Here is a 14,557-nt window from a genome sequence, read left to right as displayed (position 1 = left end):
TGAGTTCGGCCCCATCTAGGCGCCTCGGTCCCGCGGAGGTCGCATCTGGTTGCAGTCTGAGTCGCTTTTCCGACCTGCGGGGGACCGGGAGCACGGGGGGACGAGGGGGGAGTGGGCTGGGGCGGCAGGCATTTCCGCTAACTGCACTGAAGTGGCAGGAATCTGCGGGGATTTCGGGGTTTTTTGAGCCACAAGAGTGTAGTTAGTGGCGGATGCGCCCGGCCGAGGGGTCGGAGGTGCGGCGGCGGGGTGCGGCGGCGGGGTGCGACGGCGGAGGGGGTGGTGCGGGGGGCCGAGGGGTCGGAGGTGCGGCGGCGGGGTGCGGCGGCGGGGTGCGGCGGCGGAGGGGGTGGTGCGGGGGGCCGAGGGGCCAGGAGGGGACCGCGGAGTCGCGCAGGGGGACGAGGACGCGGGTGGCGCAGGAGGACGAGGGCCAGCGCAGCAGCGACGGAGCGAGGGCCAGCCCAGCAGCGCCGGAGCGAGGGCCAGCGCAGCGGCGGTGGAGCCGCGGTATGGGGGCACCGTGTCGCCGGCTGCAATGTGGCCACGGTGACTTGCGGGTAAGTTTGTATCATGTCTAGTTCTGGTCCCCTCACCCTGTGCATCGATTGCGGTGGTGGTGGCATCAAAGGTTCGGTTGCCGACGAGTTCGCCACTGTCATTGCGAATCCCGTGCGGAAACGCGCCCCCTACCCCATGCCCCCGAAGGTACTTGTCGAGACGATATCTTCGATCGCCGCTGAACTACCCCGTGCCGACCGCGTTACCGTTGGAATGCCGGGCATGATCCGCCACGGGCGTGTCATCGCAACGCCCCACTACATAACCAAGGATGGGCCCCGTTCCAAGGTGGTGCCAGAACTGAAGGATGCCTGGCGCAACTTCGATATGAAGGCGGCCATCGAGGGGGCATTTGACCTCCCCACCATCGTTCTCAACGATGCGGAGGTTGCGGGCACCGGCGTGATCACTGGGACCGGCCTCGAAATGATCATCACCCTGGGGACGGGTTTGGGCAACGCAATCTTTGATTCCGGAGCACTTTCTCCCCACGCGGAATTGTCCCAAGGCCTTGTACGTTGGGGGCTGACATTCGACGACTACCTTGGCGAGCATGAACGCCTCCGTCTTGGGGATGCGCACTGGTCACGCAGGGTGCGCCGTGTCATTGAAGGGTTCGTTCCCGTCTACATGTGGGACCGGCTCTACATTGGTGGTGGCAACGCCTCAAGAATCATCATGTCACCCCGAAATCCCCTGCCCGGGAACATCGTGTTTGTGCGCAACGAGGCTGGAATCTTCGGGGGAGTGCGGGCCTGGGATCTGACTGGAGCACACCAGTGAGAGGACCCAGCGAAGCGGGATCCGTTCCGCGGCAAGAGCCTGACGAGGCAGGGTTCATTCCGCGGCAAGAGCTCGGCGAAGTAGGATCCGTTCCGCAGCAAAGGTTGCGGTTCGATCTTTGCTACGACGGCTCAAACCTGCATGGTTGGGCTAAGCAGGACGGCTTGAGAACCGTTCAGGGCGAACTGGAACGCGCACTGACGACGATTTTGCGCCGGCCCATTTCACTGACCGTAGCGGGCCGTACCGATTCTGGTGTTCATGCCAAACACCAGGTGGCTCACTGCGATGTGGATCAGTTCGAGGGCGATCCGCAGAAACTTCGAGACCGCATCAACGGGATTCTTGCTTCCTCTTACTCGGCTCTCTGGCGCCCTCTCATTTCAGGTGGTTCCGTGGCGCGCGGGACCTTGATAAAGGGGGAGGCCGACATCGTGGTCACCACGGTTGCCGTTGTGCCCGACACCTTTGACGCACGATTCTCGGCGACGGGTCGTCAGTATCGTTATCTTCTCAGCGCTTCCCCGCAGAGCCGCGACCCTCTGACAAGGAACGCTCGCTGGTGGGTTCCCTACAACGATCTTGACGTCACAGCCATGAACAACGCAGCCAGCGTCCTCTTAGGTGAGCACGACTTTCTTTCATTCTGTAGGCCCCGCGAAGGTGCGACCACAATCCGCACCCTGCGTCACCTCGAAGTGGCCGAGGGCGAGGACGGAGAACTAACCATTGACGTTTCTGCCGATGCCTTCTGTCACTCAATGGTGCGATCCTTGGTGGGTGCGCTGGTCGAGGTTGGAAGGGGTGCGCGCGACGAAGACTGGATGAGGGCCCTAGTCGACAACCCCACTCGAGGCCACGGGGTTCCAGTCGCACCGGCACGTGGATTGACCCTGATGGGGGTTGCCTACCCCCCGGAACGCGAGTGGTCAGAGCAGTCGCGGCGGGCAAGGACACTGCGCACGCTGGAAGACTGTACAGAGTGCTGACCATTCGGGATGGGCGGACGGACCAAGCCCAGATCACTGAGAGTCTGACGGGCTCAGCCCAGATGACTGAGGAGTCCAGCACAATTCCGCGGGTCCTTTGACCGGAGGGAATCCGGGTCGATAGACTCAGCTCTGTTGTGTGGTCTGCGTATTGAACACCTCCCACTCGTTTGATATGCCCGACGCGCCGTGAAACTCGGCCTTATGTCGGCGCTGCGCAACAGTGACTTTTGAAGTGAATAGGGACTCCGGCTGCCCGCTGACTGTGAGAGCCCCTGTTCCGAACGAAGAGAATTGAAGGCTAGACAGGTGCGCACCTACTCACCGAAACCTGGAGATGCGGACAAGAAGTGGTACGTCATCGATGCAAACGATGCCGTCCTCGGACGTCTCTCTGCCCAGGTTGCCACGCTGCTGCGTGGCAAGCACAAGCCGACGTTCGCCCCTAACGCTGATATGGGCGATTACGTCATCGTGATCAATGCTGACAAGGTTGTTCTGACCGGCAAGAAGCTGGATCAGAAGAAGGCCTACAGCCACTCCGGTTTCCCGGGTGGGCTCAAGACGGTTTCCTACCGCACACTCATGGACAAGAACCCTGAGCGCGTGATTGAGAAGGCCGTGTGGGGCATGATTCCCCACAACTCGCTGGGCCGCCAGCAGATCAAGAAGCTGCATGTATATGCGGGTGGAGAGCACCCCCACGCAGCCCAGATGCCCATCCCGTACGAGCTGAAGCAGGTCGCCCAGTAGTTCGGGCGCTGACGGCACACACTTTTAGGAGAACCGTGGCTGAGACCACCGAAGTTTTGGAACTGGATGAGGAAGTTGCTCCCAGTTCGTATACATCAGAATCCGAAGAATCTGCCCCTGGGGCAGGCGCTTCGATCACGGCACCGGGCGCTGGCCTCGGTCGTCGTAAGGAAGCAGTTGCTCGCGTTCGCCTGATTCCAGGCACCGGAGAGTGGACCATCAACGGTCGCACCCTGGACAACTACTTCCCGAACAAGTTGCACCAGCAGTTGGTGAACTCCCCGTTCGCGCTGCTTGATCTTGAAGGTCGCTTTGACGTTGTAGCACGTATCCATGGTGGTGGCCCCTCGGGTCAGGCCGGTGCTCTTCGTCTGGGTGTTTCCCGCGCGCTGAATGAGATTGATCGTGATGCGAACCGCGCCGCTCTGAAGAAGGCAGGGTTCCTTACACGTGACGCTCGTGCAGTTGAGCGCAAGAAGGCCGGCCTGAAGAAGGCCCGTAAGGCACCGCAGTACTCGAAGCGCTAAATCGGCAAATCAAACGCCGACCAACGCAAATACAATAAGAACCTCCGTCACAGATGTGGCGGAGGTTCTTATACTTAGGGATGTGTGTTCGCAAGAGCGGGTTGCGCAAGGAACAGAGATTAGAGGTAGATGATGGGCAGACTATTCGGTACCGACGGGGTTCGTGGCCTCGCTAACCGAGATATCACCGCAGAACTTGCGTTAGCACTGGGTGAGGCGGCAGCCCGTCGAATTGGTGGTACCGATAAGAAGTCCCGCGGTTCCCGCAGGCCACGTGCAATCATCGGTCGTGACACCCGAATCTCGGGGGAGTTCCTTGATCACGCTCTGGCTGCAGGCCTAGCCGCAGCCGGTATGGATGTGGTTCGCGTTGGCGTTGTTCCGACACCCGCGGTGGCGCACGTGACTGCAACTGAAGAGGGAATCGACCTCGGCGTGATGATTTCTGCTTCACACAACCCCATGCCGGACAACGGCATCAAGTTCTTTGCCCGCGGCGGTTTCAAACTGGAAGACTCGATTGAAGATGAGATCGAGGCTCTTTTGGAGAAACCGTGGCAACGTCCGACGGGTGCTGCCGTGGGTGAGGTGTGGTATGACGACGACCTGGCTGAGAAGAGCTACGTTGACCACCTCGTTGAGTCTTGCGGTACAGACCTCTCCGGCCTACGTATTGCGGTGGATTGTGCGAATGGCGCGGCCTCGGTGTTTGGGCCGGAAGCCTTGCGCCGTAGCGGTGCGGACGTCGTTGTCATCAACGCTTCACCGGATGGTCGCAACATTAACGACAACTGTGGTTCCACGCATCCAGAGCAGCTGCAGGCTGCCACCGTTGCTTCCCGAGCGGACTTTGGCGTTGCCTTTGACGGGGATGCAGACAGGTGCCTGGCAGTTGATGGGTCTGGAAGCCTCATCGATGGTGACAAGATCATGGGCGCGCTTGCCCGGTCAATGCGCAGTGAGGGGAAGCTGCACGAGGACACCCTGGTCGTTACTGTCATGTCGAACTTGGGCCTGGTGAAGGCAATGGAGGCCGAGGGGATCAGTATTGTGCAGAGCCCGGTTGGAGACCGCTACGTCCTCGAGGCAATGCGCGCCGGCGGATTCTCACTTGGTGGTGAACAGTCGGGCCACGTCATTGCCTCTGAGTACGCAACAACCGGGGACGGCGTCCTTACTTCGATGCTGATCGCAAGGATGGTGAAGCTGTCCGGGAAGTCTCTGGCAACGCTCGTAGCCGACATTCCGCGTCTTCCGCAGACTCTGGTCAACGTCTCGGGTGTGGATCGCAACGGCCTTGATCACCCAGAAGTTGTTGAGACGGTCAGTTACGTTGAACGTCTACTTGGTGATACGGGACGCGTCCTCATGCGGCCTTCCGGTACGGAACCCCTGGTACGCGTCATGGTTGAGGCTCCGACCCAGCTCCAGGCTGACGGGATTGCCGAACTGCTGGGACACGCAGTCAAGAAGCACCTGGCACTCGATCAGAAGTAGGGATCTACATCTTCCTGAGGTAGATGTCCTGGATGGTATGGTCGGCCGCCTTCCGCAGCACCATTGTTGCGCGAGGGCGGGTCGGCTCAATGTTGTCCAGCAGGTTGGGGAGGTTGATTGCGGACCACAGACGGCGCGCGGTTGCGATTGCCTCATCGTCCGGGAGGTCAGCATAGTTTCGGAAATATGACGCAGGATCAGCGAACGCTGCTGTACGTAAGGTGAGGAACCTATCTACGTACCACTCCTCAATGTCCTCTGTGGCGGCGTCAACATAAAGCTGAAAGTCGAAGTAGTCCGAAATTGTCACGCCGGGAATATCCGGGCCGGTCCTCGCGGGCTGCAACACGTTCAACCCCTCGACGATGAGGATGTCGGGGCGCCGCACTGTGACCTGCTCGCCCTCAACAATGTCGTACGTGACGTGGGAGTAGATCGGCGCGGACACCGATCGTTGCCCGGCTTTGATTCGGGCCACAAAGTCAAGGAGTGCAGCTCGGTCATATGACTCGGGGAACCCTTTCCGGTCCATCAGGCCCCGCCGCGCGAGTTCCGCGTTGGGGTAGAGGAACCCGTCGGTGGTGATCAGGTCTACTCGCGGTGTCCGGGGCCACCTCGACAGTAGGAGCCGCAAGAGTCTTGCAACAGTTGATTTTCCGACGGCTACAGAACCGGCCACGCCGATCACGAAGGGTGTGGGGTACTGCGAGCCCTGATGGAGGAATGAACGTCGCGCCGCCCTCGTCCGCCAAGTTCCATCAACGTGGAGCTGGAGCAGAGCTGAGAGAGGTCGGTAGATGGCGTCGATCTCTTCAAGGTCAATGGGGTCGCCGAGGGTTGCAATTGCTGCAACATCCTTGGCGGTCAGCGGGAGTGGGCTCTGCGAAGCGAGCGCAGACCACTGTTCGCGGCTGAAATGCTCGAACGGGCTCGGGCTGGTGGTCGTTATGTCAACATTGATCACGTCATGATTATTCCGCATGCGGCTACTGTGGTGGGAGGAGAGCAAATGAACGAGATTGATCAGACACTGATCGCGGCCCACCTGAGAGTTCCGGGTCCGCGTGACCACAAGTACAGTCGCGGGGTCCCGATGCTTGCCACAGGTTCTCAAACTTATCCGGGAGCAGCGGTACTGGGAGTTGGCGGCGCTCTCTCGGTCGGGCCCGGCATGGTCCGCTACACGGGGGCCGCTCGGTGCGAAGACCTGGTTATTTCAGCATTTCCTGAGGTGGTGCTCGGTGGCGGGCGTTTTGACGCAGCACTCATCGGTAGTGGCTGGGATTCTTCAATGGCGTCCTATGTCGAGGTCCTAGCGCGAGAGTGCGCGCTCGAGGGGCGACCGCTTATTGTGGATGCTGGCGCCTTGCGCGGCGCGCGGGAATGGGCGAACGACAACCCTTTGGTTGTGGCGACCCCGCATGTTGGGGAAGCAGCCGAAATCCTCACCCTGTTTGGAGAGGAATGGTCACGGGCTGAGGTTGAGAAAGACATCGAAGGTGCGGCTGTGCGGCTCGCACACCTCGCCCGATGTGTGGTCGTTGTCAAGGGGGCAACGACCTGTGTGGCCACCCCCGCTGGCACATCTCTCTGCTTCCAGGCGCCGACTGCGTGGGGTGCGACGGCTGGCGCCGGTGATGTTCTGGCAGGGATGATCTGCGCGGCGGTTGCCCAGGTGCAGGCACTTGCACTGCAAGAAGGCTCTTCCCTCAGCATCGATGACCTGGCGGGCCCTGTCGCATGTGCCGTGGGCCTGCATGGGTTTGCAGCCGCATCTGCGGCGGGCATTCTTGATACCAACCTGGAACCCACCGGATCCCAGGGCCACCCGATTGTTGCCACGGATATCATCAGGGCGGTCCCCAACGCTTTTGAGCAGATCCTCTGAAAGGGAGCCAAGTGTATTTTGCCCTCGCCCTCGTCCCCGCCTTCCTCTATGGATCAATGGGCATTATCCTCTTGAAAGTTGGGGGAGATGCCCGGCAGCACACACTTGGCGTCGCTTTGGGCTCTTTCGTCAGTGCGACTGTGTTGGCGCTGGTCCTGGGATTGGATACTGACTCGACCTCGATTCTTGTCGCCTTCTGCGCGGGTATCGTGGTCGGGCTGGCCTCGTACCTGCAGATTTCCGCATTCCACAAGATTGGCGTCTCGCGCGTCATGCCACTGACTACAGGTGGGCAGTTGCTGGGGATCTCACTGCTCGGCATACTCCTCTTCGGAGAGTGGCTCGGGTCAGCGGCCTTACCGGTTGGCCTGGTTGGCCTAGCTCTGATCATCCTCGGGGTGATGCTCACATCCTGGCAGCAGAAGCCAACGGGAGGCTTCGACGAGGGCGGAGACGTCGTGGCGGTTCCCTACGACCCCGTCGCGGTTGCCGCACCCGGCAAAGGCTCCCCAACCCCCGTGGATACCAGGCCGAAACAGCTGGTGTCCGGCCTCATCGATACGGGTCTGTCCACCCTGTTCTACATTGCGTTTCCAATTATCATTCGCTACTGGGAAGTTGATCCGCTGCGATCCTTCTTCTACCAGGCATTCGGGATCCTGCTGGTCGGATTCATCGTCTCCTTTCCATTCTTCACCAAGCAGTTGGGCCGGGTTGATACCAGATGGTCCAAGTACACGCTGGCGGCGATGATCCCTGGCGGTATGTGGGGCCTTGGCGTTGTCATCATGCAGTTTTCCCAGGTCAAAGTGGGTGTGGCGGTCGGATTCTCCCTGTCGCAACTGAGCGTAATCATCGCTACCTTCGGGGGAATCTGGATACTGGGAGAGAAACGTACAAGGAAGGAAATGGTTGCCATTTCGCTGGGCGTCGTCGTCCTCGTCGTCGGTGCTCTGCTGCTCGGGGTGGCGAAGTCTCTTGACGTTGCCTAGCTACGGCTTCCCGAGTGGATGCGTGGTACAGGCAACGATGAAGTCCGCGCAAGCGGTGGAATAATGGGCAGAGTGGAAAACCTAGAACCCGACAATTACCCGGCATGCATAACCGTGGACCTTGGCGCCATCCGCCACAACGTGGCAAAGCTGAAAGGCTACGCCAACGGGTCCGCGCTACTGGCCGTGGTGAAGTCCAACGGCTATGGGTTTGGCCGAACAGAGGTGGCATTTGCCGCATACGACGAGGGCGTGCGGTGGTTTGCCGTCTCCAGAATCCCTGAGGCGCTGGCTCTGCGACGTGACTTTGATGGAGCGCACCTCGACCCGCAAGAGACACACATACTGACCTGGATTGGCGCTCCCAACCACGACTGGGTTAGTGCCCACAAAGCCCACCTGGATGTTTCTGTGTCCACTGTTGGCCAACTTGAGCAAGCCATTCTTGCTGCACGCGAAGTAGCCGATGAAAACAACGAGCCACTTCGCCCGGCACGCATTCACCTGAATGTGGACGTGGGCATGTCCAGAGGTGGGGCAACAGAGGTGGAGCTACCCGAACTGGCTGCCCGCGCCAAGCAGGCCCAAGACGCAGGTGAAGTGCAAGTTGTGGGCCTCCTTGCGCACCTTCCCGAAGCCGACGATCCGTACGGACCGGGCAAGGCGGTAACAGATTCCCAAATTGCCCGCTTCCGCGACTACAGGGAGTCGGTTCTGGCGGCCGGTCTGACCCCGGATGTCTGCCACCTTGGGGCAACAGCGGGGACCCTGTGGCACCAGGATGCTCACTTCGACATGGTCCGCCCCGGGATTGGCATTTACGGGTTCTCGCCGAACCCGGCGGCCTCGACCTCGTCCCAACTGGGCCTTGTCCCGGCAGGCCGTTTCACAACCACTGTCACCCAGATCAAGCTTATTGAGCCGGGCACCCGCGTGTCGTACGGAGGAACTTGGGAAGCCGACGAGCCGACGTGGATCGGATTGCTTCCAGTGGGGTATGCCGACGGGATTCCGCGCAGCATTTCAAACAGGGTCTCGGTCCAGGTCCACACCGCGGCGGGGGTAGTCAACGCGCCCATCATCGGACGAGTATGTATGGACCAAATCATGATTGACCTTGGAACGGACCCGGAGACTCCCGCGCAGGTAGGTGACGCGGTTGTCCTCTTCGGAGATCCCGCAAAAGGGGAGACGTCCGTGGACGACTGGGCGCGGGCCAGCGAGACGATCCACTACGAGGTACTCTCCAGACTTCCCGAGCACATTGTCCGCGTCTATCTGGACCCTCCCGAAAAGATCGACTACGAGTTCCTAGCCAAAAACGATGGGGGAGGTGCCTGATGCGGTTTGATGTGCGCACTGAGACAGCGGATGAGACCCGCGCTGTAGGGGCCAGCCTTGCCCATCTTCTCAAAGCAGGTGACATGGTGATCCTGGTGGGCGATTTAGGGGCGGGCAAAACAACGCTGGTTCAAGGACTTGGCGCCGCATTGGGAGTCCGAGGGCGGGTGACATCACCAACGTATATAGTCTCGCGTGTCCATCGCTCGCAAGAGGCCGGCCCCGACCTGATCCATGTTGATGCCTACCGTGTCGAAGACGACCTTGACATGGAAACCGTCGACCTGGAGGCTTCTTTGGAAGATTCCGTCACGGTTGTGGAATGGGGACAGGGGAAAGCCGACCGCCTCAGCGCAGACCGCTTTGAGTTGACCCTTCAGTTCGATGGCGAGGACGAGGACGCGCGAAAAATCAGCCTGGTCGCCCTCGGAGAAGAACCTGAGAGACGCCTTGCAGAATGGATGCAAACACGCCCCCTTGGGTAAGAAAGGAATGCAGTGCGTTCACTTTGTATTGACACTTCAGTTGTCGCCACGATCGCCCTCGTAGAAGACGGGGTCACTCTTGGCCAAGCAACCGACCCGGACTCCCGCCACCAGGCGGAGGGTTTGGGGATGTTACTCGAAAACGTCCTCCTCAGCGCAGGCGTTACCGCAGGTGCGGGCTCGGCCAACATTGAGCAGATTGTCGTTGGCGTGGGGCCGGGGCCATTTACGGCGTTGCGCGCAGGGATTGCGTTCGCCTCCGCCCTGGGTCGAGGCCTGGGGGTGCGTGTCTTGGGAGTGCCCAGCCTGGACGTCCTCGGATCGCAGGCTGCGAGGGAGCACCCCGGCGGGGACGTCCTCGTCCTGACCGATGCTAAGAGGCGTGAGGTCTACTTTGCGCTGTATACGAAGGAGGGCGGAACCCCTGGGGTAGGCCCGCAGGTTGGCAAATTGGCGGATGCATTGAAGCTGGCTGATGCAAGTGGTGCCCGAGTGTTCTTCTCAGGTGTGCGCCCGCCCCACCTCTTGGATGACCTTGAGTCCTCGAGTGCCGTTGACCTGACGCTTGATCCCGCGGTGCTAGCCACGGTCGTTCAGGAACGGACGACACAGAATCCCCAGGCGTCCTTTCCCTTAGAGCCTCTCTATCTGCGCCGTCCCGATATTCAGGGTGGAACAGCCTAAGTGGAGGTCGAGTTCCGCAGACTAACCGCGACCGACGTGGCAAAGGTGCATGAGATTGAGAAGGCAGTGTTTCCCGCCGAGGCCTGGTCGGAGCGCCTCATTAGGGAAGAACTGACCAGCCGATGGGGACACTATATCGGGGCATTCATGGGGGAGAGCCTCATCGGGTACGGTGGAATAAAGGGAGCCCATGAGGGTGATCTGATGACGCTTGCGGTCAGTGCTGACTACCGCCGTCTTGGCTTGGGGAGGCAGATTGTTGAGCTCCTCTTAGAGCAGGCGCGGGCGGCGGGGATTGGTGAGCTGTTTCTTGAAGTTCGCGTTTCGAATGACCCCGCGCGGGCGTTATATCAAGAGCTGGGTTTTGCCCCGGTTGGCGTGATCGCGAACTACTACCGCGACCCCGTAGAAGATGCGGTTGCGATGAGGATTGAGCTCTAGGTCATCTTTCAGGTATTTCCGTAAGCCGGTGTTACGTAATCACCTTCTCAAAGTGGAATTCTGAGGTGCTATCGTGGCGAGATTTCGAGTGTCGTTGTCATCTTGATGATGGCGTTTTCCCGCGGAACTCCAAGGATGTGTCATGCTTAACGCCTCCCGCCTGCCGCATATGGTTGAAGGTCCCGGGTGCGAGTGAGATTCGCTTATTAGGGTAATTCCCATGGCCACAAATACTGTCGCAATCAAGAGGCGGCGAGCTTGGACCACCACTGTATTTATCAAACAGTTGATGGCGCTCTCCGGACTGTTCCTCGTTCTGTTCCTTCTGTTCCATGCCTATGGAAACCTCAAGCTGTTTATTGGAGCTGAGGCTTACGATCACTACGCACACTGGTTAAAGGGAGAGGCGTTCTACCCGATTTTCCCCAAGGGCACGTTCATCTGGGTCTTCCGCGCGCTCATGGTCGCTGCGATCGGCATCCACATCTTCAGTGCGTTCTACACCTGGTACAAGTCAAAGAAAGCCCGCAAGCACCAGTACGCGGTGAAGAAGAGTGCTGTTGACGCTTATGCGGCACGCACCATGCGTATCACCGGTGTGCTACTGATCTTCCTGATCGTGTTCCACCTCCTGCAGTTCACGACGCTGACAATTCGCACGGGCTTTGCTGCGGATGCATCACCATACGAGATGGTGATTGCTTCATTCCAGCAGCCGTGGATCTTTGTGGTTTACCTGATCTTCGTCTCGCTGGTCACGGCTCACGTTGGGCACGGTTTCTGGTCTGCTTTCCAGACCATGGGGTGGGTCCGAAAGAACACGCGAACCTTCATGTTGTGGCTGTCCGGCATAGTTGCTGGCGTCATCTTCGTGATGTTCATGCTGCCCCCGTTGTTCATCGCCACCGGCGTCATCCACTAGGCGCACAGAGGATATAGAGAAAATGACTAACGACAAACTAGTTGATGGCCTCTACCGTCTTGGCGACGATATTGAGGACACTAAGGCACCGAAGAATGTGCCGCTTGATAAGGTCTGGCAGACACGCAAGGCTGAAGTCAAACTGGTCAACCCTGCCAACCGGCGCAAGCGCAGCATCATCGTGGTTGGAACCGGGCTTGCCGGCGCTTCCGCGGCCGCCTCGCTTGGCGAGCAGGGCTACCAGGTTGACGCCTTCTTCTATCAGGATTCCGCGCGACGCGCGCACTCCATTGCAGCTCAGGGTGGCATCAATGCCGCTAAGGACTACCGCAATGATGACGACAGCGTCTACCGCCTGTTCTATGACACGGTGAAAGGTGGCGACTACCGGTCGCGCGAATCTAACGTCTACCGTCTCGCCGAATGCTCGGTCAACGTCATCGACCAGGCAGTTGCGCAGGGCGTCCCGTTTGCCCGCGAGTATGGCGGATACCTTGATACCCGTTCATTCGGTGGCGTTCAGGTTTCCCGTACGTTCTACGCACGTGGTCAAACAGGCCAGCAGCTTCTGATCGGTGCTTACCAGGCACTGGAGAGGCAAGTCGCAGCGGGCACCGTACGTGAGCACTCACGCCATGAGATGGTTGAACTGATCATCTCTGAGGGTCGTGCTCGTGGCATCGTCTGCCGCAACATGGTCAATGGTGAACTTGAGACGTACACGGCAGATGCTGTGGTCCTGGCTACCGGCGGCTACGGTAACGTCTTCTTCCTTTCTACAAATGCGATGGGCTGTAACGCCACTGCAATTTGGCGTGCATACAGGAAGGGTGCTTACTTCGGTAACCCCTGCTTCACACAGATTCACCCGACCTGCATCCCGCAGCACGGTGATCAGCAGTCGAAGCTAACTCTCATGTCAGAGTCGCTGCGTAATGATGGGCGGATCTGGGTTCCTAAGAATGCAGCCGACTGCGATAAGGACCCAAGAGACATCCCTGAAGAGGATCGTGACTACTACCTAGAGCGTATCTACCCTGCGTTCGGCAACCTTGTGCCACGTGATATCGCTTCAAGGCAAGCCAAGAACATGTGCGATGCGGGTCTGGGTGTTGGGCCTAAGGTGAACGGTGAACGCCGTGGTGTTTACCTTGATTTCCAGGACGCGATTGACCGCTTGGGTAAGGACGCCGTTTCTGCAAAGTACGGCAACCTCTTCGACATGTACGAGAGGATTACCGCAGAGGATCCATACTCGGTTCCCATGCGTATCTACCCCGCAGTTCACTTCACAATGGGTGGCCTGTGGGTTGACTACGACCTCGAATCGAATGTTCCGGGCCTCTACGTTGCCGGTGAGGCGAACTTCTCTGATCACGGTGCGAACCGACTCGGCGCGTCCGCACTGCTTCAGGGTCTGGTGGATGGCTACTTTGCCCTTCCAGCAGTCATGTGTGACTACCTGTCCGGCGCTGCGTCGTTCCCCGTGGTTGATGACTCCACTCCAGCAGTGGTTGAAGCCAAGGCTGCGGCCCAGGCACAGATCGACCGGATGATGAGCATTCAGGGCAATCGTTCCGCGGACTCGTTCCACAAGGAACTTGGCCACATCATGTGGGAACGTTGCGGCATGTCCCGCACCCGTGAGGGGTTGCTTGAGGCCATCGACATGATCCGGGAGCTTCGCAAGGAGTTCTGGACAAACCTTCGGGTTCCGGGCAAGACGGTCGGCGAGATGAACCAGTCGCTTGAGAAGGCTGGGCGTGTTGCTGACTTCCTCGGCCTCGGTGAGCTGATGTGCATTGATGCTCTGAACCGTGAGGAGTCCGCAGGTGGACACTTCCGCGAGGAATCGCAGACGGAAGAGGGCGAAGCGAAGCGTGACGACGAGAACTTCCTCTTCGTTTCAGCATGGGAGTGGACGGGTGAGGACACGCCCCCAATCTTGCATAAAGAGAACCTCACGTACGAGAACATCGAGTTGAAGCAGCGGAGCTACAAGTGAACCTGAAACTACGAATTTGGCGCCAGGAGACTCCCGATGTCGATGGTGCGATGGTTGAGTATGAAGTGCGGGGGGTTTCTGAAGATTCCTCTTTCCTCGAAATGCTCGACATTCTGAACGAAGAGCTTTTTGCTCGCGGCGAGGATCCAGTCGCGTTTGACTCAGACTGCCGTGAAGGCATCTGTGGTCAGTGTGGGATCGTCATCAACGGCATTGCCAACGGCCCTGAACAGACCACAACCTGTCAGTTGCATATGCGCTCGTTCAACGATGGTGACACGATCACCATTGAACCGTGGCGTGCAACGGCTTTCCCAATCATTCAGGACCTGGTTGTCAATCGCCGTGCATTTGACCGAATCATTCAAGCCGGTGGCTATGTTTCTGTGAATACAGGTGCCGCACCGGATGCGAATGTGACTCTGATTCCGAAGCCTGAGGCGGATCGCGCGTTTGAAGCGGCTGCCTGCATTGGTTGCGGCTCCTGTGTGGCTGCGTGCCCCAATGCGTCGGCCATGCTGTTTACAGCAGCAAAGGTTACTCACCTGGGTCTGCTTCCGCAGGGACATCCGGAGAACCTGAGCCGCGTGGTAAACATGCTGAACCAGATGGACGAAGAAGGCTTCGGCGGGTGCACGAACATTGGTGAATGCTCAGCGGTTTGCCCCAAGGAGATTCCTTTGGACGTT

Annotated in this window: 15 protein-coding genes; 14 read left to right on the top strand and 1 reads right to left on the bottom strand. The window is 59.3% G+C overall.

The window, feature by feature from the left end; genetic code table 11:
* Positions 1-573: 573 nt before the first annotated feature.
* The 5 genes from IDL90_RS08955 to glmM all read left to right on the top strand — a co-directional run bounded on the left by IDL90_RS08955 (position 574) and on the right by glmM (position 5,110).
* Positions 574-1,344, top strand: coding sequence for an ROK family protein (locus IDL90_RS08955; RefSeq protein ID WP_187995009.1), 771 nt, complete (start codon positions 574-576; stop codon positions 1,342-1,344).
* Positions 1,341-2,333, top strand: coding sequence for a tRNA pseudouridine synthase A (locus tag IDL90_RS08950; RefSeq protein WP_316930312.1), 993 nt, complete (start codon positions 1,341-1,343; stop codon positions 2,331-2,333). Before IDL90_RS08955 ends, IDL90_RS08950 begins: the two co-directional genes overlap by 4 nt.
* 309 nt (positions 2,334-2,642) lie before the next feature.
* Positions 2,643-3,086 (top strand): 50S ribosomal protein L13, encoded by a 444-nt coding sequence (gene rplM, locus IDL90_RS08945; RefSeq protein WP_182142050.1) that lies wholly within the window; start codon positions 2,643-2,645, stop codon positions 3,084-3,086.
* A gap of 35 nt (positions 3,087-3,121) precedes the next feature.
* Positions 3,122-3,613: a 30S ribosomal protein S9 gene (gene rpsI, locus IDL90_RS08940; RefSeq protein ID WP_182142051.1), complete on the top strand. Its 492-nt coding sequence runs from the start codon at positions 3,122-3,124 to the stop codon at positions 3,611-3,613.
* Positions 3,614-3,745: 132 nt separating this feature from the next.
* Positions 3,746-5,110 (top strand): phosphoglucosamine mutase, encoded by a 1,365-nt coding sequence (glmM, locus tag IDL90_RS08935; protein ID WP_182142052.1) that lies wholly within the window; start codon positions 3,746-3,748, stop codon positions 5,108-5,110.
* A gap of 4 nt (positions 5,111-5,114) precedes the next feature.
* Here the strand turns inward: glmM and coaA are convergent, their stop codons facing one another.
* On the bottom strand, positions 5,115-6,092 hold the full coding sequence (coaA, locus tag IDL90_RS08930) for a type I pantothenate kinase (protein ID WP_182142053.1): 978 nt from the start codon (positions 6,090-6,092) through the stop codon (positions 5,115-5,117).
* Positions 6,093-6,119: 27 nt separating this feature from the next.
* Between coaA and IDL90_RS08925 the strand changes: the two genes are divergently transcribed.
* The 9 genes from IDL90_RS08925 to IDL90_RS08885 form a co-directional block, all read left to right on the top strand.
* Positions 6,120-6,998, top strand: a complete 879-nt coding sequence (locus IDL90_RS08925) for an ADP/ATP-dependent (S)-NAD(P)H-hydrate dehydratase (protein ID WP_187995010.1) — start codon at positions 6,120-6,122, stop codon at positions 6,996-6,998.
* A gap of 11 nt (positions 6,999-7,009) precedes the next feature.
* On the top strand, positions 7,010-7,990 hold the full coding sequence (locus tag IDL90_RS08920; protein ID WP_187995011.1) for a GRP family sugar transporter: 981 nt from the start codon (positions 7,010-7,012) through the stop codon (positions 7,988-7,990).
* A 72-nt stretch (positions 7,991-8,062) separates the two neighbouring features.
* Positions 8,063-9,331, top strand: a complete 1,269-nt coding sequence (gene alr / locus IDL90_RS08915) for an alanine racemase (RefSeq protein WP_187995012.1) — start codon at positions 8,063-8,065, stop codon at positions 9,329-9,331.
* A complete protein-coding gene (gene tsaE / locus IDL90_RS08910) occupies positions 9,331-9,816 on the top strand; it encodes a tRNA (adenosine(37)-N6)-threonylcarbamoyltransferase complex ATPase subunit type 1 TsaE (RefSeq protein WP_187995013.1) in 486 nt (161 codons plus the stop codon). Before alr ends, tsaE begins: the two co-directional genes overlap by 1 nt.
* Positions 9,817-9,828: 12 nt before the next feature.
* A complete protein-coding gene (gene tsaB / locus IDL90_RS08905) occupies positions 9,829-10,500 on the top strand; it encodes a tRNA (adenosine(37)-N6)-threonylcarbamoyltransferase complex dimerization subunit type 1 TsaB (protein WP_187995014.1) in 672 nt (223 codons plus the stop codon).
* Complete coding sequence (gene rimI / locus IDL90_RS08900) at positions 10,501-10,941, top strand: ribosomal protein S18-alanine N-acetyltransferase (protein WP_182142059.1); 441 nt, start codon at positions 10,501-10,503, stop codon at positions 10,939-10,941.
* A gap of 220 nt (positions 10,942-11,161) precedes the next feature.
* A complete protein-coding gene (locus IDL90_RS08895) occupies positions 11,162-11,863 on the top strand; it encodes a succinate dehydrogenase cytochrome b subunit (protein WP_187995015.1) in 702 nt (233 codons plus the stop codon).
* 22 nt (positions 11,864-11,885) lie between these two features.
* Positions 11,886-13,868 (top strand): fumarate reductase/succinate dehydrogenase flavoprotein subunit, encoded by a 1,983-nt coding sequence (locus IDL90_RS08890; RefSeq protein WP_187995016.1) that lies wholly within the window; start codon positions 11,886-11,888, stop codon positions 13,866-13,868.
* A partial coding sequence (locus IDL90_RS08885; RefSeq protein ID WP_187995241.1) for a succinate dehydrogenase/fumarate reductase iron-sulfur subunit occupies positions 13,865-14,557 on the top strand: 693 nt, incomplete at its 3' end. The genes IDL90_RS08890 and IDL90_RS08885, both read left to right, overlap by 4 nt.

Source organism: Schaalia sp. JY-X159, assembly GCF_014525425.1.
In the GTDB taxonomy this organism is placed as follows: domain Bacteria; phylum Actinomycetota; class Actinomycetes; order Actinomycetales; family Actinomycetaceae; genus Scrofimicrobium.
This window is presented reverse-complemented; position numbering and strand designations above follow the sequence as displayed.